This is a genomic window from Cellulomonas hominis, from assembly GCF_901521055.1.
GTDB classification, from domain to species: domain Bacteria; phylum Actinomycetota; class Actinomycetes; order Actinomycetales; family Cellulomonadaceae; genus Cellulomonas; species Cellulomonas endometrii.
Genome location: NZ_CABEGA010000018.1, coordinates 131,944 through 157,637, shown reverse-complemented (window position 1 = coordinate 157,637; position 25,694 = coordinate 131,944). Strand labels below are relative to the sequence as shown.

At 74.9% G+C, this 25,694-nt stretch carries 20 protein-coding genes; 5 read left to right on the top strand and 15 right to left on the bottom strand.

All coding sequences use genetic code 11. From position 1 onward, the window contains the following. Positions 1–81 precede the first annotated feature (81 nt). On the bottom strand, positions 82–1,755 hold the full coding sequence (locus KJP73_RS05020; RefSeq protein ID WP_213281686.1) for a GspE/PulE family protein: 1,674 nt from the start codon (positions 1,753–1,755) through the stop codon (positions 82–84). 174 nt (positions 1,756–1,929) lie between these two features. Between KJP73_RS05020 and KJP73_RS05015 the strand changes: the two genes are divergently transcribed. Beyond that, positions 1,930–2,622, top strand: a complete 693-nt coding sequence (locus KJP73_RS05015; RefSeq protein ID WP_213281685.1) for a DUF4304 domain-containing protein — start codon at positions 1,930–1,932, stop codon at positions 2,620–2,622. An 8-nt stretch (positions 2,623–2,630) separates the two neighbouring features. Here KJP73_RS05015 and KJP73_RS05010 read toward each other — a convergent pair whose 3' ends face one another. The 8 genes from KJP73_RS05010 to KJP73_RS04975 all read right to left on the bottom strand — a co-directional run bounded on the left by KJP73_RS05010 (position 2,631) and on the right by KJP73_RS04975 (position 11,390). Continuing rightward, positions 2,631–3,515, bottom strand: coding sequence for a shikimate dehydrogenase (locus tag KJP73_RS05010; protein ID WP_213281684.1), 885 nt, complete (start codon positions 3,513–3,515; stop codon positions 2,631–2,633). Continuing rightward, a complete protein-coding gene (gene mltG, locus KJP73_RS05005) occupies positions 3,512–4,678 on the bottom strand; it encodes an endolytic transglycosylase MltG (RefSeq protein WP_213281683.1) in 1,167 nt (388 codons plus the stop codon). Before mltG ends, KJP73_RS05010 begins: the two co-directional genes overlap by 4 nt. Continuing rightward, a complete protein-coding gene (ruvX, locus tag KJP73_RS05000) occupies positions 4,675–5,238 on the bottom strand; it encodes a Holliday junction resolvase RuvX (RefSeq protein WP_249669107.1) in 564 nt (187 codons plus the stop codon). Before ruvX ends, mltG begins: the two co-directional genes overlap by 4 nt. 56 nt (positions 5,239–5,294) lie before the next feature. Continuing rightward, entirely contained in the window at positions 5,295–7,991 is a 2,697-nt protein-coding gene (gene alaS / locus KJP73_RS04995) for an alanine--tRNA ligase (protein ID WP_213281682.1), read from the bottom strand. Positions 7,992–8,113: 122 nt separating this feature from the next. Further along, a complete protein-coding gene (locus KJP73_RS04990) occupies positions 8,114–8,596 on the bottom strand; it encodes a hypothetical protein (protein ID WP_213281681.1) in 483 nt (160 codons plus the stop codon). Further along, entirely contained in the window at positions 8,593–8,958 is a 366-nt protein-coding gene (locus KJP73_RS04985) for a DUF948 domain-containing protein (RefSeq protein ID WP_213281680.1), read from the bottom strand. Before KJP73_RS04985 ends, KJP73_RS04990 begins: the two co-directional genes overlap by 4 nt. Positions 8,959–9,119: 161 nt before the next feature. Further along, entirely contained in the window at positions 9,120–9,746 is a 627-nt protein-coding gene (gene rpsD, locus KJP73_RS04980; protein WP_213281679.1) for a 30S ribosomal protein S4, read from the bottom strand. A gap of 222 nt (positions 9,747–9,968) precedes the next feature. Further along, positions 9,969–11,390, bottom strand: a complete 1,422-nt coding sequence (locus KJP73_RS04975; RefSeq protein WP_213281678.1) for a replication-associated recombination protein A — start codon at positions 11,388–11,390, stop codon at positions 9,969–9,971. 109 nt (positions 11,391–11,499) lie between these two features. Here KJP73_RS04975 and KJP73_RS04970 point away from each other — a divergent pair, with 109 nt between their 5' ends. Further along, on the top strand, positions 11,500–13,737 hold the full coding sequence (locus KJP73_RS04970) for an MMPL family transporter (protein WP_349628284.1): 2,238 nt from the start codon (positions 11,500–11,502) through the stop codon (positions 13,735–13,737). A 70-nt stretch (positions 13,738–13,807) separates the two neighbouring features. On the opposite strand, the gene KJP73_RS04965 is transcribed toward KJP73_RS04970, so the two are convergent. From KJP73_RS04965 to KJP73_RS04945, 5 genes are all read right to left on the bottom strand, one after another. Further along, positions 13,808–14,674: a GNAT family N-acetyltransferase gene (locus KJP73_RS04965; RefSeq protein ID WP_213281676.1), complete on the bottom strand. Its 867-nt coding sequence runs from the start codon at positions 14,672–14,674 to the stop codon at positions 13,808–13,810. Beyond that, positions 14,671–16,491, bottom strand: a complete 1,821-nt coding sequence (gene aspS / locus KJP73_RS04960; protein ID WP_213281675.1) for an aspartate--tRNA ligase — start codon at positions 16,489–16,491, stop codon at positions 14,671–14,673. Before aspS ends, KJP73_RS04965 begins: the two co-directional genes overlap by 4 nt. A gap of 81 nt (positions 16,492–16,572) precedes the next feature. After that, positions 16,573–17,640, bottom strand: coding sequence for an Rv2578c family radical SAM protein (locus tag KJP73_RS04955; RefSeq protein WP_213281674.1), 1,068 nt, complete (start codon positions 17,638–17,640; stop codon positions 16,573–16,575). An 83-nt stretch (positions 17,641–17,723) separates the two neighbouring features. Continuing rightward, entirely contained in the window at positions 17,724–19,106 is a 1,383-nt protein-coding gene (gene hisS / locus KJP73_RS04950; RefSeq protein ID WP_213281673.1) for a histidine--tRNA ligase, read from the bottom strand. Between the two features lie 5 nt (positions 19,107–19,111). Next, positions 19,112–19,816: an MBL fold metallo-hydrolase gene (locus KJP73_RS04945; RefSeq protein WP_213281672.1), complete on the bottom strand. Its 705-nt coding sequence runs from the start codon at positions 19,814–19,816 to the stop codon at positions 19,112–19,114. Between the two features lie 159 nt (positions 19,817–19,975). Between KJP73_RS04945 and KJP73_RS04940 the strand changes: the two genes are divergently transcribed. From KJP73_RS04940 to KJP73_RS04930, 3 genes are all read left to right on the top strand, one after another. Next, positions 19,976–20,752, top strand: a complete 777-nt coding sequence (locus KJP73_RS04940) for a peptidylprolyl isomerase (RefSeq protein ID WP_213281671.1) — start codon at positions 19,976–19,978, stop codon at positions 20,750–20,752. Beyond that, positions 20,749–22,557 carry a DUF349 domain-containing protein gene (locus KJP73_RS04935; protein WP_213281670.1) on the top strand — a complete coding sequence of 603 codons (1,809 nt, stop codon included), beginning with the start codon at positions 20,749–20,751 and terminating at the stop codon, positions 22,555–22,557. The genes KJP73_RS04940 and KJP73_RS04935 overlap by 4 nt, the downstream gene beginning before the upstream one ends. Before the next feature lie 72 nt (positions 22,558–22,629). Continuing rightward, positions 22,630–23,265: a hypothetical protein gene (locus tag KJP73_RS04930; protein WP_213281669.1), complete on the top strand. Its 636-nt coding sequence runs from the start codon at positions 22,630–22,632 to the stop codon at positions 23,263–23,265. Between the two features lie 17 nt (positions 23,266–23,282). On the opposite strand, the gene KJP73_RS04925 is transcribed toward KJP73_RS04930, so the two are convergent. Then, entirely contained in the window at positions 23,283–25,607 is a 2,325-nt protein-coding gene (locus KJP73_RS04925) for a RelA/SpoT family protein (RefSeq protein ID WP_213281668.1), read from the bottom strand. Positions 25,608–25,694: the final 87 nt, after the last annotated feature.

Below are 25,694 nucleotides of genomic sequence, written 5' to 3'. Positions count from 1 at the left end.
CAGCCGCCGGGACGTGCTTCCCCACCATCGGCGCGCAACCGCACGCGCTTGAGAACACCGGCCGCACGGGATGCGCGGCGCTCACGCCACGACCCGCAGGATCTCCTCGAGCGACGTCTGCCCGAGCACGACCTTCTGCCACCCGTCGTCGCGGAGCGTGATCATCCCCTGCTTCCGCGCGGTCGCCCCGATCTCGGCCGCCGACGCACGCGCGACGGCGAGCCGCTCGATGTCCTCCGACACCTCCATGACCTCGTGCAGCGCAACCCGCCCGCGGTACCCGGTGCGGGAGCACGCGACGCAGCCGACGGGCCGGAAGAGCTCGGGGAGCTGCTCCCCCGGCACCCACGGGAACCGGGCACCGATGAGCTCGGTCTCCGTCGGCACGTACGGCTCGCAGCACTTGCTGCACAGGCGCCGCGCGAGCCGCTGGGCGACCACCGCGTCGAGCGCGGACCCGACGAGGAACGGCTCGATGCCCATCTCGACGAGCCGCGTGACGGCGGACGGCGCGTCGTTGGTGTGCAGGGTCGACAGCACGAGGTGACCGGTGAGGGCCGCCTCGATCGCGATCTGCGCGGTCTCGTGGTCGCGGATCTCACCGAGGAGCACGACGTCGGGGTCCGACCGCAGGATCGAGCGCAGCGCACCGGCGAACGTCAGACCCGCCTTGGGGTTGACCTGCACCTGGTTGATCCCGGGCAGCCGGTACTCGACCGGGTCCTCGACGGTGATGACGTTGATCTCCGGCTTGGAGACCGCGTTCAGCGTGGCGTACAGGGTCGTGGACTTGCCGGAGCCCGTCGGGCCGGTGACCAGGATCATCCCGTAGGGCTTGGTGTACGCCTCGCGGTACGTCTCGTAGTTGTGGTCGAGGAACGCCAGGTCGCGCAGGTCCAGGCTCGCCGTGGAGTTGTCGAGGATGCGCATGACGATCTTCTCGCCCCACACGGTCGGCAGCGTGGCGACGCGGAGGTCGATCTTGCGGCCGTTGTGGGTGACGGACATGCGGCCGTCCTGCGGCTTGCGCCGCTCGGCGATGTCGATGTCCGAGAGGATCTTCACGCGGGAGATGACGCCGCCCTGGATCTGCTTGGGCGAGCGCTGCATCTCGTGCAGCACCCCGTCGATCCGGTAGCGGACGCGCAGGTCGTGCTCGGTGGGCTCGATGTGGATGTCGGAGGCCCGGTCCGAGATGGCCTGCGTCACCAGCAGGTTGACGTACCGGACGATCGGGGCGTCGTCCTCGACGCTGTCGCCGATCTTCGACAGGTCGAGCTCGGCGGACCGGTTCTCCTCCTCGAACGCCGAGGACAGGTCCTCCATCTCGCCGTCCGCGCGGCAGAACCGCTCGATGGCCCGGCTGAGGTTCTCGAAGGTCGCGACGATCGGGAGCACCGTGAGGCCGGAGACCGTGCGCACGTCGTCCACCGCGACGACGTTGCCGGGGTCGGCCGTGGCGAGGACGAGCGCGCCGTCCTGGAACCCGACCGGCAGCACCGTGTACCGGCGGCACAGGGCGGCCGGGACCATCGACACCGCGGCGCGGTCCACCGGGTACTCGTCCAGGTCGACGAACGCCATGCCCACCTGCCGGGCGAGCGCCGCGACCAGCTGACCCTCGGTCAGGATCCCGATCTCGACGAGCGTCCGGCCGAGGGACTGCCCCCGGGCCATCTGCTCGTCCAGCGCCGCCATCAGCTGCGCCTCGCTGACCAGGCCCTCGTCCAGCAGGATCTCGCCGAGCTGCTTCACCCCGTGTCCCTCCGTCCGGGGCAGGTCGGTGCACCGGCCCCGAACGGACCATCGGCAGGTGCGGCGCCCGAGATGAGGAACCTGCACCCACCTGCACCCCGGCGACGGCGTCCTGGCGGGTGAATCGACGCCTTTCTCCCCTCACCGGCCGCCCGGACCGGGCACAGTCGGCGCGTGCGACCTGACGCGACACCTCCCTCCGCAGCCGGGACGCCCCGCGACGGCGAGCAGCCGACCCTGCAGCGGGCGCTCCGCACGGCCCTCCGCGACCTCGTCGGCCCGTCGGCGCGGGCGCACGGGTACCGCGGGACCGCGCCGAACTGGCGGAAGGTGAGCTCCCGGGGCGACTGGGCCGTCGTGAACGTGCAGTCGTCGCAGTTCAGCACCGGCGAGCTGCTGCCGTGCGTGGTCAACCTGTCGCTGATCCCGGGCCCGTGGCTGGACTGGTGCGCCGCGAGCTACGGCACGCCGGTCCCCCGGGCGCCGCACGAGGCCTACGGGCTCGTGCGGGAGCGCCTGCACCCGACCGGCGCCGCGCCGGGGGTCGACGTCTGGTGGGACATCGAGCACCCGGACCAGGCGCGGGACGTCGCGGCCGACATCGTGCGACGTCTCGAGGAGACGGGCTGGCCGCTGCTCGAGCAGCTGCTCGACCGCGACCGCCTGCTGGGGCGGCTCCGGTCGGGCGAGCCCGGTCCGCACCGGGCGCGGGCGGAGGCCGCGCTGCTCTGCGACGAGGGGCCGAGCGCCGCGCTGGACGACCTGCTGGCCGAGGCGCTGCTCGGGTGGACGCACCCGGCGCACCGCGAGCAGGCCGAGCACTTCGTCATCTGGGCCCGGGCGCGCGCCGCTGCGGCGCTCCTCTGACCCGGGCGTCAGGCGGCGTCGAGCGCCGCCGCGAGCGCCGCGTCCATCGCCGCGAGCGGCCCGGGGCGCCCGGTCATCAGCCGCACCTGCTCGACGGCCTGGTGCAGGAGCATCCGCTCCCCCGGAACCGCGACGCCGCCCCGGGCGGCCCACGCCACCGACAGCGCCGTGGGCCGCGGGTCGTACGCCACGTCGAGCAGCACCGCGCCGGGGCGCGGGCCCGGCCCGCCGTCGTGGACCGCCGCCGCGAGGTCGTCCGCGGCCCGCGGAGGCAGCGTGGAGACGACCAGGTCGGCCCGGGTCATCGCCTCGTGCGCCTCGGACAGCGGCCGGAACACGGGCTCGACGCCCATGCGGTGCGCGGCGCGCGCGAGACCCCCGGTCCGCCCCAGCGACCGCACGTGCACCGTGGGCGACGTGCACCCCAGCTCGGCGAGGGCCGCGAGGGTGGACGCCGCGGTGGCGCCGGCGCCGAGGACGACGGCCGTCCGCGGCCCGGTCTGCCCGCCCGTCTCCCCCGACCCCTCGGCCAGCCCCTCCGACAGCGCCGCCACCACGCCGTGCACGTCGGTGTTCGCCCCGGTCAGCACCGGCCGCCCGCGACCGGCCTGCACGAGCACCGTGTTGACCGCGCCGACCACCTCGGCCAGCGGCTCCACGTGGTCGAGCAGCGGCAGCACCGTCTGCTTGAGCGGCATGGTCAGGCTGAGCCCCGCCCACGTGCCGTCGAGCGCCTCGACGAACGCCGGCAGCTGCTCCTCGGTGACGTCGACCGCGTCGTACGACCAGCCGGCGAGCCCGAGCTCCGCGTACGCCGCCCGGTGCAGGCGCGGCGACAGGGAGTGCGCGACCGGGTGCCCGAGCACCGCCGCGCGCCGTGCGGCGACGCTCACCCGTTCGCCGCCTCCCAGTCGCGCAGCTCCTGCACGTAGGTCTGGTGCTCGGCGAACGTCTCGGCGAACTTGGTCTCGCCCGTCTCGGGGTTCACCGTGACCCAGAAGAGCCACGGGCCCTGGGCCGGGTTGAGCACCGCGTCGATCGAGGCCTCGCCCGGGGAGGCGATGGGCGTCGGCGGCAGCCCGGAGACCTTGTAGGTGTTGTACGGGTTGTACGGCGGCACCGCGTCGCGCGTGTCGGCGTACGTCAGCTCCGTGCCGGACTTCCCGAGGCCGTACGCGACGACCGCGTCGATCTGGAGCGGCATGGCGATGTCGAGCCGGTTCTCGATCGCGCGCGCGATCTTCGGCCGGTCCTCGTCGAGCTTGCCCTCGCGCTCGATGATCGACGCCTTGTTCAGCACGGTCTCCCACTGGTCCTGCGGCACGCCGCGGGTCGTCAGGATCTCGGTGGTCCGGGCGACCATCTGCGCGAGCACGCTGGTCGCGGACGACCCGGGCTCGATCTCGTAGGTCGCCGGGAACAGCCAGCCCTCGACGTTGCCGTTCGCCTCGGCGGGCAGGCCGATGGCGGCCGGGTCGGCCGCGGCGGCCTGGAGGTCCTCGACGGGGATCGTCGTGATCTCGTACAGGCGCTGGTAGATCTGCGCGGCCGTGTAGCCCTCGGGGATGGTGACGCGGGACGACACGCGGTTCGCCTGGTCGAGCAGCGCGTTCACGGCGTCGCTCGCCTTCATCTCGAGCAGCAGCGAGTACGTCCCGGGCTGGATGCCGGTCGCGGCGGGGTTGGTGGCGTACGCGTCGGTGAACGCCGCCGCCGTGGCCACGACCCCGGCCTCCTCGAGCGTCTGGCCGATGGCGCCGCCGGTGTCGCCGGCCGCGACCGTGACCTGCACCTCGCCGCTGCCGGGACCGGGGAAGTCCTCGACGGTCTGCTCGTCGGAGCCGCCGCCGGTGAACACGTTCCCGACGACGGACCACACGACGAACGCGGCGCCGCCGACGAGCGCGACGGCCAGCACGAGCACGACGACGGAGCGCCGGCGTCGCTGCTTGCGCTCCTTGGCCCGCTGCTCGGTGCTGACGCGGCGGGAACGGCGGGAGGGCGGGGGCGCCTCTCCGTGCTCCTGCTGCGGCGCCCCGAGGAAGAGGTCGCTCACTCGCTCGTCCCTTCGGTTGGTGCTGCCGGTCCTGCGTCCTCCAGGGCCCCCTCGCGCCGGACGTCGGCGTCCTGAGGACGGGTCGCCGTGACCCGCTCGCCGGGCCGGCGGCCCGTGGAACGCTCTCCGTCCAGCGCGGCCTGCAGGATCACCACCGCGGCCGCCTGGTCGACGACCGCACGGTGGCGGCGCCCGGACCTGCCGGACGCGTGCAGCGCCTGATGGGCGGTCACCGTGCTCATCCGCTCATCCACGAGCCGCACCGGGACCGGTGCGACAGCGTGCGCCAGCGACCCAGCGTACGCGCGCGCGGCCTGTGATGCAGCGCCTTCCGCCCCGGAGAGGTGCCGGGGCAGCCCCACGTACACCGCAGCGACCGAGCGCTCGGCCACCTCCGCGACGATCTGCGCGACGTCCGTCGGCAGCGCGCCGGGTGCCGGCGGCCGGTTGTCCCGGGCCAGCGTCGCGACCGGCGTGGCGACCAGCCCGTCGGGGTCGCTCGACGCGAGCCCGACGCGCACCGAGCCGACGTCCACCGCCAGGCGCGCGCCGCGGACCACGGCGTCGGGGTCCTGCGGCGTGCCGGGCGCGTCCGAGGACGGCCCGGTGCCGGGGCTCAGGCGCCCGCCCCGATCGCGTCGCGGACCCCGGCGAGGGCCTCCGGCAGCCGCGCGGCGTCGGTCCCACCGCCCTGGGCGAGGTCGTCCTTGCCGCCACCGCCGCCGCCGAGCACGCCGGACGCGGTCTTGACCAGCGCACCGGCGCGCACGCCCTTCTCGCGGGCCGCGGCGTTCGTCGCGACGACCACCACGGGGCGGCCCTTCGCGACGCCGCCGACGGCCACGACCGCCGGCGCGGACTCCCCGAGCCGGCTGCGCACGTCGAGCACGAGGGTCCGCAGGTCGTCTGCCGCGCCGACCTCGCCGGCGTCGTGCGCGACCACGCGGGTGCCCGCGACGTCCTGCGCGGACGCCGCGAGCGAACCCGCCGCCGCCAGGACCTGGGCCGCGCGCAGCGACGCGAGCTCCTTCTCGGACTCCTTGAGCCGCGTCATCAGGGACGACACCCGGTCGGACAGCTCGTCGGGGCGCGCGCCGAGCAGGCCGGACAGCTGCCCCACCAGCGCGTGCTCCTTCGCGTGGAACCCGTACGCCCCGTCGCCGACCAGCGCGTCGACGCGGCGGACCCCGGAGCCGATCGACGACTCGCCGAGCAGCGTGACCAGCCCGAGCTCGCCGGAGCGGCGCACGTGGGTGCCGCCGCAGAGCTCGCGGGACCAGTCGCCGCCGATCGACACGACGCGCACCTGGTCGCCGTACTTCTCGCCGAACAGCGCCATCGCGCCGAGCGCGCGGGCCTCGGCGATCGGCATGACCGCGTCGGTGACGTCGAGGTTCTCCTGCAGGCGCGTGTTCACCCGCTCCTCGACCTCGGACAGCACGCCCGCGGGGACGGCCTGGCCGGTGCGGAAGTCGAACCGCACGCGGCTCGGTGCGTTCTCCGAGCCGGCCTGCGTCGCGGTGTCGCCGAGGGACTCGCGAATCGCCTTGTGCACCATGTGCGTCGCGGTGTGCGCGCGGCTGATCGCGATGCGCCGCGCGGTGTCGATGGTCGCCACGCCCGGCTCGTCGAGCGTCAGCGTGCCGTCGACCAGGCGGCCGCGGTGCACCGGCAGGCCCTTGATGGGCGCCTGCACGTCGTCGACCTCGACCGTCGCGCCGCCGTCGAGCACGATCGTGCCGTGGTCGGCGAGCTGGCCACCCATCTCGGCGTAGAACGGCGTGACGTCCAGCACGACCTCGACGTCCGCCGGCGCGGTCGCGGCCGGCGCGGGCACGCCGTCGACCAGCAGCCCGACGACGCGCGACCGCGACTGGGTCTGGTCGTAGCCGACGAACTCGACCGGCTTCGCGCCGGACCCGCTCAGCGTCGCGTGCAGGTCGTGGTAGGCCGCGGTGTCCGCGCGCCCCGCCCGCTTCGCCAGCGCGTCGGCGCGCGCGCGGTCGCGCTGCGCCTGCATGAGCGTGCGGAACGCCTTCTCGTCCACGGAGACGCCCTGCTCGGCCGCCATCTCGAGGGTGAGGTCGATCGGGAAGCCGTAGGTGTCGTGCAACTGGAACGCCTTGTCACCCGTGAGGACGGGCGTCGGGCCGGCGGGCGACTGCTTCGCCTCGGACACCGCCTGGTCGAGGATCGTCGTGCCCGCGACGAGCGTGCGGCGGAACGACTCCTCCTCCGCGTACGCGACCCGCGCGATGCGGTCGAAGTCGCGCGCGAGCTCCGGGTACGACGGCGCCATCGCGTCCTTCGAGACCGGCAGCAGCGTCGGGAGCGCCGGGTCCTCGACGCCCAGCAGGCGCATCGCCCGCACGGCGCGGCGCAGCAGCCGGCGCAGCACGTAGCCACGGCCCTCGTTCGACGGCGTCACGCCGTCGCCCATGAGCATGAGGCCGGAGCGCACGTGGTCCGCGACGACGCGCATCCGGACGTCGTCCTCGTGGTTCGCGCCGTAGGTCCGGCCGGACAGGCGCTGCGCGGCCTCGATGACCGGGAACACCTCGTCGATCTCGTACATGTTGTCGACGCCCTGGAGCAGGAACGCGACGCGCTCCAGGCCCATGCCGGTGTCGATGTTCTTCTGCTTGAGCTCGCCGAGGATCGGGAAGTCCTCCTTGCCGCCCCCGTCGCCGCGCTCGTACTGCATGAAGACGAGGTTCCAGATCTCGATGTAGCGGTCCTCGTCGACGACCGGGCCGCCGTCCAGGCCGTACTCGGGACCGCGGTCGACGTAGATCTCCGAGCACGGGCCCGCCGGGCCGCGCGCGCCGGTCGACCAGTAGTTGTCCTTCATGCCGCGGCGCTGGATGCGCTCGTCCGGCAGACCGGCGATCTTCTTCCAGAGCGCGGCGGCCTCGTCGTCGTCGTGGAAGACGGTCACCCAGATCGTGTCGGGGTCGAAGCCGTAGCCGCCCTGGTCCTGGGGCGTGGTGATCAGCTCCCAGGCGTAGGTGATCGCCTGCTCCTTGAAGTAGTCCCCGAAGGAGAAGTTGCCGTTCATCTGGAAGAACGTGCCGTGCCGCGTAGTCTTGCCGACCTCCTCGATGTCGAGGGTGCGCACGCACTTCTGCACGCTGGTCGCGCGCTGCCACGGCGGGGTCTGCTCGCCCAGCATGTACGGGATGAACGGCACCATGCCCGCGATGACGAACAGGGTCGACGGGTCGGGCGAGATCAGCGGGGCCGAGGGCACCACGGCGTGGCCGCGGGCCTCGAAGAAGTCGAGCCAACGCTGGCGGATCTCGGCGGTGCGCATGGTGTCCTCGTCATCTCACGGGCGGGGTCGCTCCCCCGCCGTCAACGTGCTCAGCGTCGCGCGCCGCGGCGGTGTTCCCGCGCGCGCGACCGGGGTGCAGCCTAGGGCGGCCGCGGGCTCGGTCAGTAGAAGGAGTACGGCAGGTCGCCGTCCCCGTCGTCCGGGTCGTCGGTGGGCTCGTCCGCCCAGCCGCGCCGGGCGCGGGACCGGCGGGTCGCCTCGCGGGCCTCGGGGTCCCGGTGCCACGCCGGGGGGACGGCACCGCTGGTGTCCGACGCGACGCCGGCGGCCGCGCGCCGCTCGGCACGCTCCGCGCGGATCGCGTCCACGTCCACGTCGCCCACCAGGTCGTGCCGGAGCTGCTGCTCGCGCTCCGCCATCGCCGTGGAGAACTCGCGCCGGGCGTCCGACAGGGACCGGACGGCCCCGGCGGTCGTCGCGCCGGCCCGGAACGCGGTGCGCGCGGCCTGCGCGGCCGTCGAGCGCCCGGCACCGGCGTGCGCGCCGTGACCGGCGTCGGCGGTCAGGCCGTCGAGCAGCCCGAGCCGGCGGGCACCGGCGACCGCAGCCGCCGCGCCGACCCCGACCCAGAACAGCCGCCTCATCGCGCGGACCGCCCGCGGCCGGTCAGGCCGGACAGCGCCCGGCGCACGCCGTAGGAGAAGGCCGCGACCTTGATCATCGGGCCGCCGACGGTCGCCGCGAACAGCGACGTCAGCGCGGACACGTTCTGCGTGACCTGCGCGGCCGACGTCGTGATGGCGTCGACGCGCTCCAGCTGGGTGTTCGTGGACGACACGGTCGTGGCGGCCTCGTCGAGGATCGGCACGGCGTGCTCCGTGAGCTCCTTGACCGAGGTGCGCGTCTCGTCCAGCACCCGGCCGAGCTTCACCAGCGGCACGGCGAGCGCACCGACCAGCAGCACGAAGGCGATGGCCGCGACGAGCCCCGCGATGTCTCCCAGCATGGCCAGCCCTTCTCCTCGGGTCGGTGGCGTCCGACGTCCCCCGGCACCCTACCGGGCCGGGCGGTCCCGCCCCGCGCCGTCCCCAACGCCGCGACGCCCCCGCGCTGCCCGTGCGGGCGGTGCGGAGGCGTCGCGGGTCGTGCGCGGTTCGCGTGGTGCGATCAGCGGGCGTAGTACTCGACGACCAGCTGGACCTCGCAGGTCACGGGGATCTCGGCGCGCTTCGGGCGACGCACGAGGACGGCGCTCAGCTTCTCGAGCTGGACGTCCAGGTAGCCCGGGAGGGCCGGCAGCACGTCGCGGTGCGCGCCGGCGGCGGCGACCTGGAACGGCACCGTGGTCTGGCTCTTGGGCTTGATCTGCAGGGTCTGGCCCTCCTTCACGCGGAAGGACGGACGGTCCACGATCTTGCCGTCGACCAGCACGTGGCGGTGCACGACGACCTGGCGGGCCTGCAGGATGGTGCGGGCGAAGCCGGCGCGGAGCACGAGGGCGTCCAGGCGGGTCTCGAGGTCCTCGACCAGGGCCTCACCGGTCAGGCCCGGGGCCTTGCGGGCGTCCTCGTAGGCGCGGGCGAGCTGCTTCTCGCGCAGCGCGTACTGGGCACGCAGACGCTGCTTCTCGCGCAGACGCACCGCGTAGTCGGACTCGGTCCGGCGACGGGCGCGGCCGTGCTCGCCGGGCGGGTAGGGGCGCTTCTCGAAGTGCTTGACGGCCTTGGGCGTCAGCGCGAGGCCCAGGGCGCGCGAGAGGCGCACCTGGCGACGCGCGCGGGTCACGTTGCTCATGTTCTTCCTGTCGTTCAGTTCACGGCACACCCGCGCACGGAGGTTCCGGGCGGGCGTGGGGTCGACCTCGGTGCGACGGCGGGCGTGCGGCGGTGAGCTGCACGACGCCTGGCGCGGCTAAGACCCCAGGTGGCCGTCCCGCGACGGACGCCCCTGCGCCAGGCGCAGGAGGACACGTGTCGAGGACGACCGGACAACTCTACCGGGCGTCGGTCGGTTCGCCTAACCCACGCTCGGGGGCGGGGCCTGGTCCAGCACCGAGCGGATGCGACCGAGCCGCTCGGTGACCTGGCGCTCGTACCCGCGGTCGGTCGGCGTGTAGTACCGGCTGCCCACGAGCTCGTCCGGGAGGTACTGCTGCGGCGCGATGCCGTGCGGCTCGTCGTGCGCGTACCGGTAGCCGGCGCCGTGGCCGAGCGCCTTGGCCCCCGCGTAGTGCGCGTCCCGCAGGTGCGCGGGGACCGACCCGAGCCGCCCGGCGCGCACGTCGGCGAGGGCGGCGTCGATGCCGAGGTATGCCGCGTTGGACTTCGGGGCGGTCGCGAGGTGCACCACCGCCTCCGCCAGGATGATCCGCGCCTCCGGCATGCCGATGAGCGCCACGGCCTGCGCGGCGGCCACGGCCGTCTGCAGGGCGCTGGGGTCCGCCATGCCGACGTCCTCCGCGGCGGAGATGACGATGCGCCGCGCGATGAACCGCGGGTCCTCCCCCGCCGCGATCATCCGGGCGAGGTAGTGCAGCGCCGCGTCGACGTCCGAGCCACGCACCGACTTGATGAAGGCGCTGATCACGTCGTAGTGCTGGTCGCCGTCGCGGTCGTACCGGACCGCGGCCACGTCGATCGCCCGCTCGGTCGTGGCGAGGTCGACCTCGGCCGGCTCGTCCAGGTCCGGCGGCTCCGCGTCCGGGTCGGCGAGGCGCTCCGACCGGGCCGACAGCGCCGCGCCGGCGGCCGCCTCCAGGATCGTCAGCGCCTTGCGCGCGTCGCCGCCCGCCAGCCGCAGCAGGTGGTCCTCCGCGTCCTCGGTCAGCCGGACGGCGCCGCCCAGGCCCCGCTCGTCCTCGACCGCCCGCCGCACGAGCGCCCGCACGTCCTCGGTGTCGAGCGGCTTGAGCGTGAGCAGCAGGGAGCGGGACAGCAGCGGCGAGTTGACCGAGAAGCTCGGGTTCTCGGTCGTCGCGGCCACCAGCGTGACCCAGCGGTTCTCCACGCTCGGCAGCAGCGCGTCCTGCTGGGCCTTGGTGAACCGGTGGACCTCGTCGATGAACAGGACCGTCTCGGACCCGTCGGACGCCAGCCGGCGCCGGGCGTCCTCGACCACCTGCCGCACGTCCTTCACGCCGGCGGTGACCGCCGACAGCTCGACGAACCGGCGGCCGGAGGTGGTCGCGACCAGGTACGCGAGCGTCGTCTTGCCCGTGCCCGGCGGGCCCCACAGCACCACGGACGACGGCGCCGCGCGGCGGGTCGACGGATCGCCCGGCTCGACCAGCCGGCGCAGCGGGGAGCCCGGCACCAGCAGGTGCTCCTGCCCGGCGACCTCCGCCAGGCTGCTCGGGCGCATCCGCACCGCGAGCGGCGCCCCGGCCGACGGCGCGGGGGTCCCCTGCGCGGTCGAGGTCACCGCGTCGAACAGATCCATGCCCGCGAGCCTACGCACGCCGTCCCACACGCCGCGCCGCCGGGCGTCGTCCCCAGCCCGGCCGGGCCGGTGATGCGCCGCCCCCGGTCGGCCTGCGATGCTGACCCGCGTGTTCGAGAGCCTGGGTCGCGCCGTCGCCCGTCACCCCCGCCGCACGGTCGCTGCCTGGGCCGTCATCACGGTGGCGTGCTTCCTGCTCGCCCTCGTCGGCGTGGGCGGGCAGAACCTCTTCGACCGCCTGACGACCGGCGAGCAGCTGGTCCCCGGCTCCGACAGCGCCCGCGCCAGCGAGCTGCTGGCCGAGACGAGCACGTCGGGCGCGTCGCTCAGCCTGGTCGTCCAGGGCGTCGACCCCGCGACGCCGGGGCTGGCCGAGGCGCTCGCCCCGGCGCGCGAGGACGTCGCGTCCGTCGACGGCGTCGTCTCGGTGATCGACCCGTTCGTGCTGCCCGAGGGCCCGGCGAACCCCGCCGCGGCTCCGCTGCTCGCCCAGGACGGCGAGGGCTTCCTGATGGTCGCGGAGCTCGAGCCCGAGCTGTCCGCCGACGCGGAGGAGGACGCGCTGCTCGAGGTCGAGCGGCACCTCGAGGCGGTTCCCGGGGCGCTGGCGGAGGTGGCGCCCGACGCCACCGGCCTGGTCGGCGGGACGTCCCTCATCGTGTCGGCCATCACCGACCAGGTGGAGCAGGACCTCACCACGGGCGAGGCCGTCGCGCTGCCGGTGGCGCTGCTCATCATGGTGCTGGTCTTCGGCGGGTTCCTCGCCGCGGCCATGCCCCTGGTCGGGGCGGTCGCGTCCATCGCGGGCGGCCTCGGCTCCCTGCTCGCGCTGTCGTACCTGATGGACGACCTCGAGTCCTCCGTCGTCAACGTCGTCACGGTCCTGGGGCTCGGCCTGTCCATCGACTACGGGCTGCTGATCGTCTCGCGGTTCCGCGAGGAGCTCGGCCGCACGCTCGGCGACGACGCCGGCCGGTCGGCCCGCCGGCGCCGCGGCGACGGCGCGGTCACGACGGCGCTGGTCGCCACGATGGCAACCGCGGGCCGCACCGTGGCGTTCTCCGCGCTCACCGTCGGCGTCTCGATCGCCGGCCTGCTGGTGTTCCGCCAGGACATCCTGCGGGCGTTCGGCGCCGGGTCCGTGGCGGTGATCGTGTTCGCCGTCGCGACGGCCCTGACGCTCGTGCCGGCCCTCCTCGTGTGGACCGGCCGCCGGCTGGCGGGCCCGAGCGTGCTGTCGCGCGTGCCGGGGCTGCGGCGCGTGCTGGCCCGCACGGCCGACGTGCAGGCCGAGGAGGGCGCCTTCTCCCGCCTGGCGGCCCGGGTGCAGCGCCGGCCGTGGTGGGTGATGGGCGGGTCGCTGGCGGTGCTGCTGGTGCTCGCGACGCCGCTCCTGCACCTCGAGCTGCGCAACTCCACGACCGAGCTGCTCCCGCTGTCCAGCCCGCAGCGCGAGTTCGTCGCGCTGCTCGCCGACCAGTACCCCGCCTCGACGAGTCCGTCCGTCCAGGTCGTCGCCGAGACCGGCGTCGCGGACGCCGAGGCGGTGCTGCCGCAGATCGAGGCCCTCGACGGCGTCGCGTCCGTGGACGCCCCCACGGCGCGCGGCTCGGTCGTCGTCATCGGGGTGCGCCCGGACAGCGCCGACGCGGGCGGGCAGACCGCCCAGGACGTCGTGCACGGGCTGCGGGACCTCGACCTGCCGTTCGACGCGTACGTCGGGGGTCAGGCGGCCAACCAGATCGACTTCACCGACGCGCTGGTCGACCGGGCGCCGTGGGCGCTCGGCGTCGTCGCCGTCGCGACCCTCGCGCTGCTGTTCCTCATGACCGGGTCGGTGCTGGTGCCGATCAAGGCGCTGCTGACCAACCTCGTGTCCCTCTGCGCGTCGCTCGGCGTGCTGGTCTGGGTGTTCCAGGACGGCCACCTGTCCGGGCTGCTCGGCTTCGAGTCGACCGGCGGCATCGAGACCTACGTCGTGGCGCTCGTGATCGCCTTCGCCTTCGGGCTCGCGATGGACTACGAGGTGTTCCTGCTGTCGCGCATCAAGGAGCTGCACGACGCCGGGGTGCCGAACGACGACGCCGTGCGGCTCGGGCTGCAGCGGTCCGGCCGGGTGATCACCTCGGCGGCGGCGATCATCATCGCGGTGTTCGCCGGGTTCGTGGCCGGCGAGCTGCTGGTGATCAAGGAGGTCGGCTTCTCGCTCGCGGTCGCCGTCCTCATCGACGCGACGCTGGTCCGGCTGCTGCTGGTGCCCGCCACCATGACGATCCTCGGCGAGGCGAACTGGTGGGCGCCGGCCCCGCTGCGCCGGGTCTACGACCGCCTGGCGATCACGCACTGACGCGGCGGCCGCGGCCGGGGGGACGGCCTCGGCCGGGGGGACGGCCCGCGGGACCGGGCGCTGCGATGTGTCAGCGGCGCCGCAGGGTCGTCAGCCGGTGCAGCGTCCGCAGCCCGAGCCGGTGGTAGACCCGGCGCGCCCCGTCGTTGTCGTCCCACATGCCCAGCGACACCCAGTCGGCGCCGTCCGCGAGCAGCGCCCGCACGGCCGCGGCGGTGAGCGCGGCGCCGAGCCCCCGGCCGCGCTCCCCCGGCCGCACGCCGAGCCCGTGCAGGTGCGCGGCACGCCGGGTGTCCGTGCGCCCGGTGCGCGGGCTCGCCCCGATCACGCCGGTCAGCCGGACGTGGCCGCCCGAGGGGCCGGGGCGCGAGCCGGAGCAGTCCGCCCGTGCCCCGTCCAGGTCGGCGCAGCCCCACCACCGCTCGCCCGGCGCGGACGGGTCCGCGTCGGTCGTCGGGTTCGCCTCCGCGAGGCACGCCCGGATCGCCTCCGCGTCGCGCACGGGGTCGAGCTCGGTCACCCACGCCTCCCCGGCGAGCGCCGGCGGCGCGGACGCCGTGACCATCCACTCCCAGCCCGTGCGCGCCGGGACCAGTCCGAGCCGCTGCACCTCCGCGGGGCGCAGCAGGCCGAGCGCGGCCGTGCTCACCCACGCGTACCGGTGCGAGGCGTCGCCGTGCTCCCGCAGGAGGTCGGCCGCCGGCTCGGCGGGACCGAGCGCCGCCAGCATCGTGGGACGAGGTGCCCCGTGATCTCCCGGAGCGCCCGCCGTGCCCACGTCCCGCTGGATCAGCAGCAGGGCGTCGCCGGAGACCCGCACCTGCTCGGGGCGCCACCACCGGCGCTGCTCGAGCAGGAACGGGTCGTCCGCCCACGCCGCCGGCAGCGCCGGCTCGCGGCGCGACGACGTGGTCGCCGGGTCGACGACCCCCGTCACGCCGGGGTGGTCGCCGCCGGGGCCTCGTGCTGCACGGCACCGTCCGGCGCCGCCGCGGCGGGGGCCTTCGGCTTGGCGTCCACGCCGGCCTCGCGACGCTGCTGCGCCGTGATCGGGGCCGGTGCGCCGGTCAGCGGGTCGTACCCGCCGCCGGACTTCGGGAACGCGATGACGTCGCGGATCGACTCGGAGCCGGTCAGCAGCGCCACGACGCGGTCCCAGCCGAACGCGATGCCGCCGTGCGGCGGGGCGCCGAACTGGAACGCGTCGAGCAGCCAGCCGAACTTCTCGCGGGCCTCCTGCTCGTCGATGCCCATGACGGCGAACACGCGCTCCTGCACGTCGCGGCGGTGGATACGGATCGACCCGCCGCCGATCTCGTTGCCGTTGCAGACGATGTCGTACGCGTACGCGAGGGCCTCGCCCGGGTTCTCCTCGAACCGGTCGATCCACTCGGGCGTGGGCGACGTGAACGCGTGGTGCACGGCGGTCCAGGCACCCTCGCCGACGGCCACGTCGTCGTCCTCGCCCGTGGGCTTGAACAGCGGGGCGTCGACCACCCACACGAACGCCCACTCGGACTCGTCGATCAGCCCGCCGCGGCGGCCGATCTCGAGCCGGGCGGCGCCCAGCAGCGCGCGGGCCTCCGAGGGCTTGCCGGCGGCGAAGAAGACGGCGTCGCCCGGCTGCGCGCCGACGGCCGCGACGAGGCCGTCGCGCTCCGCCTCGGAGATGTTCTTGGCCACGGGGCCCCCGAGCGTGCCGTCCTCGGCGACCGTCACGTACGCCAGGCCCTTGGCGCCGCGCTGCTTCGCCCACTCCTGCCACGCGTCGAACCCCCGCCGCGGCGTGGCCGCGCCGCCGGGCTGCACGACGGCCCCGACGTAGGGCGCCTGGAACACGCGGAACGGCGTCTCCGAGAAGAACGAGGTGAGCTCGACCAGCTCGAGCCCGAACCGCAGGTCCGGCTTGTCCGTCCCGTACCGAGCCATCGCCTCGGCGTAGGTCATGCGCGGGACGGGGGTCGGCACGGTGTAGCCGATGAGGTCCCACAGCGCGACGAGGATCTGCTCGCCGAGCGCGATGACGTCCTCCTGGTCCACGAAGGACATCTCGACGTCGAGCTGCGTGAACTCGGGCTGCCGGTCGGCGCGGAAGTCCTCGTCGCGGTAGCAGCGGGCGAGCTGGTAGTAGCGCTCCAGGCCGCCGACCATGAGCAGCTGCTTGAACAGCTGCGGCGACTGCGGCAGCGCGTACCAGGAGCCGGGCGCGAGCCGGGCCGGCACGAGGAAGTCGCGCGCACCCTCGGGCGTCGAGTGCGTCAGGGTCGGGGTCTCGACCTCGACGAAGTCCTGGGCGTCGAGCACCCGCCGGGCGGCCTGGCTGGCCTTCGAGCGCAGCCGCATGGCGTGCGCGGGGGCGGGCCGGCGCAGGTCGAGGTACCGGTAGCGGAGCCGGGCCTCCTCGCCCACGGGCTCGTCGAGCGACGACGACACCTGGAACGGCAGCGGCGCGGACTCGTTGAGCACGACGACCTGCTCGGCGACGAGCTCGACCTCGCCGGTGGCCAGGTGCGCGTTCTCGTTGCCCTCGGGCCGGCGGCCGACCTGACCGGTCACCTGGAGCACGTACTCGGCGCGCAGGCCGTGCGCCACGGCCTCGTCCCGGATGACGACCTGGGCGATCCCCGAGGCGTCCCGCAGGTCGACGAACGCCACCCCACCGTGATCGCGCCGGCGATCCACCCACCCGGTCAGGGTGACGGTGGTGCCGATGTGCTCGGCCCGCAGCGAGCCGGCGGTGTGGGTGCGCAGCACGAGGAGTCCTCTCAGGTGGTGGGGCGCTGCTCGGAGCAGCCCGCCGAGTCTACTGCGCACCACCCCGCCGCCGGCGCCCGCTCAGAACAGCGCCGGCTGCACCACCCCCGGCAGCGCACCGGCGGGCGTCTCGCGCTCGGCCGCCGGCCGCACGCGCCAGGGCGACGCGGAGACGGGCGCGCTCTCGACCGGCGCCGCCCCGGGCCCGTACAGCCCGTACCGGCGGCGCAGGGGCCGCAGCCGGTCCTTCAACCAGCGGTGGTACTCCTCCGGGACGTACGCGCCGTTGCCGTACAGCCGCCGGTACTTCGCCACGAGCTCCGGGCGGTGCTCCGCGAGCCACGCGAGCATGAGCGGCCGCACGGGGCCGCGCAGGTGCAGCGGGATGACCGTGACCCACGACGCGCCCGCCTCCGCGAGGTCGCGCAGGAGCCCGTCGAGGTGCGCCGTGGAGTCCGTCAGCCAGGGCATCACCGGGGCGACCAGCACGCCGCACTCCAGCCCCGCGTCGCGCACCGCGCGGACCAGCGCCAGGCGCGCCCGCGGGGTGGGGGTCCCCGGCTCCATCGCCTGCTGCAGCTCCTCGTCGCCGATGGCCAGCGACACCGCGACGCTCACCCCGACCTCGGTGGCCGCCTGGGTGAGCAGCGGGATGTCCCGGCGCAGCAGCGTGCCCTTGGTCAGCAGCGACAGCGGCGTCCCCGAGTGCGCCAGCGCCCCGATGATCCCAGGCATCAGGGCGTACCGGCCCTCGGCCCGCTGGTACGGGTCGGTGTTGGTGCCCAGCGCGACGTGCTCGTGGCCCCAGGACGGCCGGCGCAGCTCGGCGGTCAGCACGTCGACGACGTTCGTCTTCACCACGATCTGCGTCTGGAAGTCCTCGCCGGGGCCGAGCCCGAGGTACTCGTGCGTCGGACGGGCGAAGCAGTACGTGCACGCGTGCAGGCACCCCCGCATCGGGTTCACCGTCCACCGGAACGGCATCGCGGACGCCTCGGGCACCTTGTTCAGCGCCGACTTCGCGTGCACCTCGTGGAACGTGACCCCGGCGAACTCGGGCGTCCGCACGGACCGCTGGTGCCCGGCGAGCGCGAGCCCGGGCAGCGCCTCGGCGGCCTCGACCGCGACCTTCTGCCCGTCCCACCGCATGCACCGATTCGAACACGTGTTCGACCGCGTGGCAAGCGGCCTGGTCAGCCCGCCTGGTGAGCGGGCTCGGCCAGTCCGCCCGGTCAGCCCTCCGCGGGCACCACGCGCGGCCAGAGGTCCTCGGCCGGCGGCGCCCACGCGGCGGCGTCGGCGTCGACCTGCTCGCCGGACCGGATGTCCTTCACCTGGTCCGCCGCACCGTCCTCGGAGGCCGGGAACCAGACGAACGGGATGCCCCGCCGGTCGGCGTGCCGGATCTGCTTGCCGAACTTCGCCGCGGTCGGCGCGACCTCCACGGGCACGCCGCGGGCCCGCAGCGCCGTGGCCACCGCGTCGGACGCGGTCCGGCTCTCCTCGGACGTGACCGCCACGAGAACCGCGGCGGGCACCGGCCGGGTCGCCCGGACCAGACCGGCGGACAGCAGCCGCGACACGAGCCGGGACACCCCGATGGACAGGCCGACACCCGGGTAGGTCTGCGCGCCGTCGGAGGCGAGGGTGTCGTAGCGGCCGCCCGAGCAGATCGAGCCGAGCTGCTCGTGGCCGACGAGCACCGTCTCGTACACCGAGCCCGTGTAGTAGTCGAGGCCGCGGGCGATCTTGAGGTCGGCGACGACGACGCCCGGGGCCCGCACCGCCGCGGCCTCGACGAGCTGCCGCAGCTCCGCCAGGCCCTGGTCCATCAGCTCCGACTCGACGCCGTGCCGGGCGGCGAGCTCCCGGACGCGGTCGACCACGCCCGCGTCGCCGCCGGAGATCCCCGCGAGGTCCAGGCAGGCCCGGGCCTGCTCCGGCGTCGCGCCGGCCTCGGCCACCAGCAGGTCGGCCACCCTGTCCGGGCCGATCTTGTCCAGCTTGTCGATGCTGCGCAGCACCGCGTCGACGTCGATGAGCCCGAGCCCGCGGTAGAAGCCCTCGGCGACGCGGCGGTTGTTCACCAGGATCCGCACCGGCGGGACGCCGATCTCCCGCAGCGCGCCGAGCGCCTCGGCCATCACCAGCGGCAGGTCGACCTCGTAGTGGTACGGCAGGTCGCCGGAGCCCACGACGTCGATGTCGGCCTGCACGAACTCGCGGAACCGGCCGTCCTGCGGCCGCTCGCCCCGCCAGACCTTCTGGATCTGGTAGCGCTGGAACGGGAACGCGAGGTGGCCGGCGTTCTCCAGCACGTACCGCGCGAACGGCACGGTGAGGTCGAAGTGCAGGCCGAGCTGACCGGAGCGGTCGGCCTCGGCGGCGGACCCGGTGTCGTCCTTCTCCTCCTGCAGGCGGCGCAGGACGTACACCTCCTTGGAGGTCTCGCCCTTGCGGAGCAGCTGGTCCAGCGGCTCGACCGCGCGGGTCTCGATGCCCGCGAAGCCGTGCAGCTCGAAGGTGCGCCGCAGCGTGTCGATGACGTGCTGCTCGACCACACGGCCGTCGGGGAGCCACTCGGGGAAACCGGACAGAGGAGTCGGACGTGCCATGCGCGTCATCCTGCCAGGTACGGGTTGGTGGCCAGCTCCGCGTCCACGCGGCTGGCAGGCCCGTGGCCGGGCAGCACGTGCGTCCCCGGGGGCAGCGCGGCGACCACCTCGCGCAGCGTCGCGGCCATCGCGGACGGGTCGCCACCGGGCAGGTCGGTGCGGCCGACCGTGCCCGCGAACAGCACGTCGCCCGTGAACGCCACCTGCTCGTCCCCGGCGTCGAGCAGGTACAGCGTGGAGCCCTCCGTGTGCCCCGGGGCGTGCCGGGCGAGCAGCCGCACCCCGCCGAGCACCAGCTCGACGTCCGGCGTCCGCGCGCCGTCGCCCGCCCCGAACGGCTCGACCTCCCCCGCGTCGAACGCGTCGGGGTCGAGGCCCGCGTCCCGCACCGCCGCACGCAGCCCGGACGACACGCCGCCGGGCCCCGCCCCGAGCGTCCCGAGCGGGTCCGCCAGCCGGTAGGCGTCCCGCGCGTGCACGCGCACGCGGACCCCCGCCGCGGCGGCCACCCGGCCCGCGTCCCAGACGTGGTCGGCGTGCCCGTGGGTCGCCAGCACGCCGGCGACGCGCAGGCCGTGCCCGGTCACGGTGCGGGTCACGGCCTCCGCGACACCCCCGCCCGGGTCGATCACCACGCACGTGCCGTCGTCGGCGGCGACCACGTAGCAGGTGGCCGCGAACACGGGGGCGGTCAGGCCGAAGATGCGCACGGCGCCACGCTAGCCGCGCCGGGGAACCGCGGACCCCGGCGTGCGTGAGCGCCCAGGGCATCGTGGCTGCCTAGACTGTCGGGCGGGCACGGGAGCCTGGCGCTCCCGCGACCCCACGCGGGGGCCGGTCCCCGCCGACGACGAGACCGAGGAGTGTGCGTGCCGTCCAGCAAGCGCGAGCGCGAGTACGAGCGCCGCCGGTACGAGAAGTGGCAGGAGCGCCTGAACGCCAAGCGCGCGCGCCGTCGCCGCCAGCAGGTCATCGCCGGCGGGGTCGTCGGCGTGCTGGTGCTGGGCGTCGGCGTGAGCGCCGCGCTGCTGCTGACCGGTGACGACGAGCCCGCCGCGGACGCCGCGCCGACGCCGAGCACCGCGGCGACCACCCCCGCCGCCCGCACCGGCAACGGCGGCGTCCTGCCCGACGCCGCGCTCGCCGAGGGCCGCACCTGGACCGGCACCATCACCACCAGCCAGGGCGCGATCGGCGTCGAGCTGGACGGGGCCGCGGCGCCCCAGGCCGTCGCGAACTTCGTCACCCTCGCGCAGGAGGGGTACTTCGACGACACCGACTGCCACCGGCTCGTCACCTCCGGCATCTACGTGCTGCAGTGCGGTGACCCCACGGCCACCGGCACCGGCAGCCCGGGGTACTCGTTCGGCCCCGTGGAGAACGCGCCGGCCGACGACGTCTACCCCGCCGGCACCATCGCCATGGCCCGGCAGGGCGGGAACGCCGAGTCGATGGGGAGCCAGTTCTTCCTCGTCTACGAGGACTCGACCATCCCGTCGGACGAAGCCGGCGGCTACACCGTGTTCGGCCGCATCACGTCGGGCCTCGACGTGGTGCAGGCAGTCGCTGACGCGGGCGTGACCGGAGGTGCCTCCGACGGCACCCCCGCCACCCCCGTCACCATCGAGGGAGTGGAGACCCAGTGACCGAGACGCCCGACGAGCAGCAGCGCTCGCACGACAGCGACGAGGCCACCGTCGCCGCGCCGACGCCCACCACGGCGCCCGCGGACGAGGTCGCCACGGACCCGGTCCCCACCGAGACGACCGGCACGGACGGGGCAGCGGCCGAGACCGACGCTGCCGAGGCCGCTCCTGCCGAGGAGCCCGTGACCGAGGCCGCCTCCGCCGATGAGGCCGCATCCGAGGACGCGGGCGCCTCCGACGACGCGGCCGCCTCCGTCGAGGAGCCCGCCTCCGACGACGTGCCCGTGGCCGAAGAGTCGCCCGCCGAGGAGCCGGCGTCCGAGGAGGCAGCGCCCGAGCAGGAGGCCGCGCCGGAGCAGGACGCCGCGCCCGAGCAGGACGCCGCGCCCGCCGTCCCGCACCCCGCGCCCCGGCCCGCCCCGCGCCCTCCGCTGCCCAGCGCCATGCGCGCCCGCCCCCGGCCCGTGCCGGGTGCGGGGGCCGACAGCGCCGCCACACCGGCCGGACCGGTCGCCCCGGTGGTCCCGGTCCCGGACGACTCCGCGGAGGCCGCGGCCGCCACGGCGTTCGGCCGCGTGGACGAGGACGGCACCGTGTACGTCCGCGAGGCGGCGGGCGAGCGCGCGGTCGGTCAGTTCCCGGGCGCGACCGCGGACGAGGCCCTGGCGCTGTACGTGCGCCGGTTCCTGGACCTGCAGGCGAAGGTCGCCCTGTTCGAGGCGCGTCTGACCGCCGCGGACCTGGCGGTCAAGGAGATCGACCAGACGCTGGCCCGGCTCGCCGAGGAGACGGCCGAGCCCGCCGCCGTCGGTGACCTGGACGGGCTCCGCGCCCGGCTCGAGGGTCTGCGTGCCGTCGCGGCCGAGCGCCGCGCGGTGGTCGAGGCGGAGCGCGCCAGTGCCCGCCAGGCGGCTCTCGCGTCCCGCACGCAGATCGTGGAGCGCGCCGAGAAGATCGCCGGCACGGACCCCTCCCGCATGCAGTGGCGCCCCGCCGGCGAGCAGCTCCGCGCGCTGCTGGACGAGTGGAAGGACGCGCAGCGCTCCGGCCCGCGCATCGACCGCGCGTCCGAGGAGTCGCTCTGGAAGCGGTTCAGCCACGCCCGGACCACGTTCGACCGGGAACGGCGGCACTACTTCGCCGAGCTCGAGTCCCGCAACGCCGGCGCGAAGGCCGCCAAGGAGGAGATCGTCCGCGAGGCCGAGCGCCTGCAGACGAGCACCGACTGGGGTGCCACGGCCGGCGCGTACCGCGACCTCATGGCGCGCTGGAAGTCGGCGGGCCGCGCGAGCCGCTCGGACGACGACGCCCTGTGGGCCCGGTTCCGCGCCGCGCAGGACGCCTTCTTCCACGCCCGCGACGAGCTGAACGCCGCGACCGACCGGGAGTACCAGGGCAACCTGGAGGTCAAGGAGGCGCTGCTGGCCGAGGCCGAGGCCATCGACCCGTCGCGCGGCCTCGGCCAGGCGAAGGCCGCCCTGCGGTCGATCCAGGACCGGTGGGAGGCCGCCGGCAAGGTCCCGCGCGCGGACATCCAGCGGGTCGAGGGCCGGCTCCGCGCGGTCGAGGCGAAGGTCCGCGACGCCGACCAGGCCGAGTGGCGCCGGACCAACCCGGAGACGCGCGCCCGCGCCGAGGGGGCGGCCGCCCAGCTGGAGAGCGCGATCGCACAGCTCCAGGCCGACCTGGACAAGGCGCAGGCCAGCGGCGACAGTCGCCGGGTGGCCGAGGCGCAGGCCGCGCTGGACGCCCGCCGCGCCTGGCTGGAGCAGGTGCAGCGCGCCGCGCAGGACTCGCGCGGCTGACATCCCGCTCGTCGTCCACAGGATGCCGGTCGACCCTCGCCACGGCGCGGGGCGACCGGCATCCTGCATGAGGTGAGCAGCCACCCCTCCCCGCACGACAGCCCTGCACGCCGCGGCCCTGCGCCCCGCGGCCCCGCGCGCCACGGCCCCGAGCGCCGCGGCCACGCCTCGGTCCTGGTGCGGCGCGCCGACGTCGGCGACATCGCGTGGCAGGTGCTGCTGCGTGAGGGCCACCTCGTCGCCCTGCGGGACGACGTCGGACTCCCCCGGCGCGTCGCCCCGACCCCGCAGCTGCGCGCCGCCGCGCTGGCTCCGCTCGTCCCCGCCCGGTGCGCCGTGGGGAGGGCGGCCGCGGCGTGGGTGCACCTCGGGGGCCCCTCCCCGGCGCGCGTGCACGTCGTCGCCACCCGCCGCGACCGGGTCCCGGCCCCGCACCCGGACCGCACCACGTCGGCCGCCGACCTCACCGCCCGTGACGTCGTCGTGCTGGCCGGCGTGCGGGTGACGACGCCGCGGCGGACCGCACGCGACCTCCTGACCGACGAGCCGCCCGGTGTGGCCCTGCCGCTGCTCGTGCGGCTCCGGGACACCGGGCTGGACCTGGCCGGCGTCCGGTCGGACGTCGCGGCGGCAGCGGGCCGGCGCGGAGTGCGTCAGGCCGCCCGCGCGCTCCAGGACCTCCGCCCGCTCCAGGGCGTCCGCCCGTGACGGGCGGACCTCCGGCGTCAGGCGTCGACGACGGGCTGCTCCGCGGCCTTCGCCCCGGTGATGCGGTAGACGTCGAACACGCCCTCGACCTTCCGCACCGCCGACAGCACCGACGCCAGGTGGGACGGCTCGGCCATCTCGAACACGAACCGCGACATGGCGACCCGGTCGCGGGACGTCGACACCGACGCGGAGAGGATGTTGACGTGGTGGTCCGACAGCACGCGCGTCACGTCGGACAGCAGGCGGCTGCGGTCGAGCGCCTCGACCTGGATCTGCACGAGGAACAGGGCGGTGCTCCCCTGGCTCCACTCGACGTCGACCATCCGCTCCGGCTGCTCGCGCAGGGAGCCGACGTTGATGCAGTCCGACCGGTGCACGCTGACGCCCTGGCCACGGGTCACGAAGCCGACGATGTCGTCGCCCGGGACCGGGGTGCAGCACTTGGCGAGCTTCACCCAGATGTCGTCGACGCCCTTGACCACGACGCCCGGGTCGCCGGTGCGCACCCGCCGCGCGGTCTGCCCGGGGCGCGCGACCTCGGCGATGTCCTCCTCGGCGCCGGGCTCCCCGCCCATGGCGTGCACGAGGCGCTGCACGACGGTCGCCGCGGAGACCTGCCCCTCGCCGATCGCCGCGTAGAGGGCCGACACGTCGGCGTACCGCATCTCGTTCGCGAGGGCGACGAGGGACTCGTGCGAGAGCAGCCGCTGGATCGGCAGGTTCTGCTTGCGCATCGCCTTGGCGATGGCGTCCTTGCCGTGCTCGATCGCCTCCTCGCGCCGCTCCTTGGTGAACCACTGGCGGATCTTGTTGCGCGCGCGGGGGCTCGTGACGAAGCCGAGCCAGTCGCGGGACGGACCGGCCGTCTCGGACTTCGACGTGAAGACCTCGACGACGTCGCCGTTCTCGAGCGTCGAGTCCAGCGGGACCAGGCGGCCGTTCACCCGGGCGCCCATCGTGCGGTGCCCGACCTCGGTGTGCACGGCGTAGGCGAAGTCGACGGGCGTCGCCCCCGCGGGCAGCGCCATCACGTCGCCCTTCGGCGTGAAGACGTAGACCTCGCCGTCGGCGATCTCGAACCGCAGGGAGTCCAGGAACTCCGAGGGGTCAGCCGTCTCCTTCTGCCAGTCGACCAGCTGGCGCAGCCACGCCATGTCGTTGCCGTCGGCGTCCGTTCCGGCGTTCTTGGCGTTCTCCTTGTACTTCCAGTGCGCCGCGACGCCGTACTCCGCGCGCCGGTGCATGTCGTGCGTGCGGATCTGGATCTCGACGGGCTTGCCGCCGGGCCCGATCACCGTCGTGTGCAGCGACTGGTAGAGGTTGAACTTGGGCATCGCGATGTAGTCCTTGAACCGGCCGGGCACCGGGTTCCACCGCGCGTGCAGCGCACCGAGCGCCGCGTAGCAGTCGCGCACCGTGTCGACCAGGACGCGCACGCCGACCAGGTCGTAGATGTCGGCGAAGTCGCGGCCCCGCACGATCATCTTCTGGTAGATCGAGTAGTAGTGCTTGGGGCGGCCCGTGACGGTCGCCTTGATCTTCGACTGCCGCAGGTCAGCGCCGACCTGCTCACGGACGATCGCCAGGTACTCCTCGCGGGCGGGCGCGCGCTCGGCGACGAGGTGCACGATCTCGTCGTAGACCTTCGGGTACAGCGTCGAGAACGACAGGTCCTCGAGCTCCCACTTGATGGTGTTCATGCCGAGGCGGTGCGCGAGCGGCGCGTAGATCTCGAGCGTCTCGCGGGCCTTCTTCTCCGCCGACGCCGCCGGGACGAACTTCCAGGTGCGCGCGTTGTGCAGGCGGTCGGCGAGCTTGATGACGAGCACGCGGATGTCGCGCGACATCGCGACCACCATCTTGCGGACCGTCTCGGCCTGCGCCGCGTCGCCGTACGTCACCTTGTCCAGCTTGGTGACGCCGTCGACCAGCATCGCGATCTCGGGGCCGTACTCGGAGCGCAGCTGCTCCAGCGAGTACGAGGTGTCCTCGACGGTGTCGTGCAGCAGCGCGGCGGCGAGCGTGGGGGGCGTCATGCCCATCTCGGCCAGGATGGTCGCGACCGCCACCGGGTGCGTGATGTACGGGTCGCCGCTCTTGCGGAGCTGCCCGCGGTGCGCCTGCTCGGCCGTGACGTAGGCCCGCTCGATCAGGCTGAGGTCGGCCTTGGGGTGGTTGGTCCGGACGGCCTGCAGCAGCGGCTCGATCACGGGCGACTGCCCCGGCCCTCGGCCCTGGCCGAACCTGGCCAGGCGGGAGCGCACGCGGCTGGTGCTGCCCGTGGTGGGGGGCACCTCCGGCCGCGCGTCGGGGGCCGACGTCCTGACCTGGTCCGCCATGCGCGCCTCCTGCCGTGCCGGGAGCACCCGGCTGTGAGTCACGGTCCGCCCGGGGTGGTCACCCCGGTCGAGCCGCCGATCCGCACG

Coding starts and splice junctions, on each gene's coding strand:
- alaS (WP_213281682.1), bottom strand. CDS start 7,991: ATGCGCACCGCCGAGATCCGCCAGCGTTGGCTCGACTTCTTCGAGGCC.
- KJP73_RS04990 (WP_213281681.1), bottom strand. CDS start 8,596: ATGAGGCGGCTGTTCTGGGTCGGGGTCGGCGCGGCGGCTGCGGTCGCC.
- KJP73_RS04985 (WP_213281680.1), bottom strand. CDS start 8,958: ATGCTGGGAGACATCGCGGGGCTCGTCGCGGCCATCGCCTTCGTGCTG.
- rpsD (WP_213281679.1), bottom strand. CDS start 9,746: ATGAGCAACGTGACCCGCGCGCGTCGCCAGGTGCGCCTCTCGCGCGCC.
- KJP73_RS04975 (WP_213281678.1), bottom strand. CDS start 11,390: ATGGATCTGTTCGACGCGGTGACCTCGACCGCGCAGGGGACCCCCGCG.
- KJP73_RS04955 (WP_213281674.1), bottom strand. CDS start 17,640: ATGCGGTGGGACGGGCAGAAGGTCGCGGTCGAGGCCGCCGAGGCGCTG.
- hisS (WP_213281673.1), bottom strand. CDS start 19,106: ATGGCACGTCCGACTCCTCTGTCCGGTTTCCCCGAGTGGCTCCCCGAC.
- KJP73_RS04925 (WP_213281668.1), bottom strand. CDS start 25,607: ATGGCGGACCAGGTCAGGACGTCGGCCCCCGACGCGCGGCCGGAGGTG.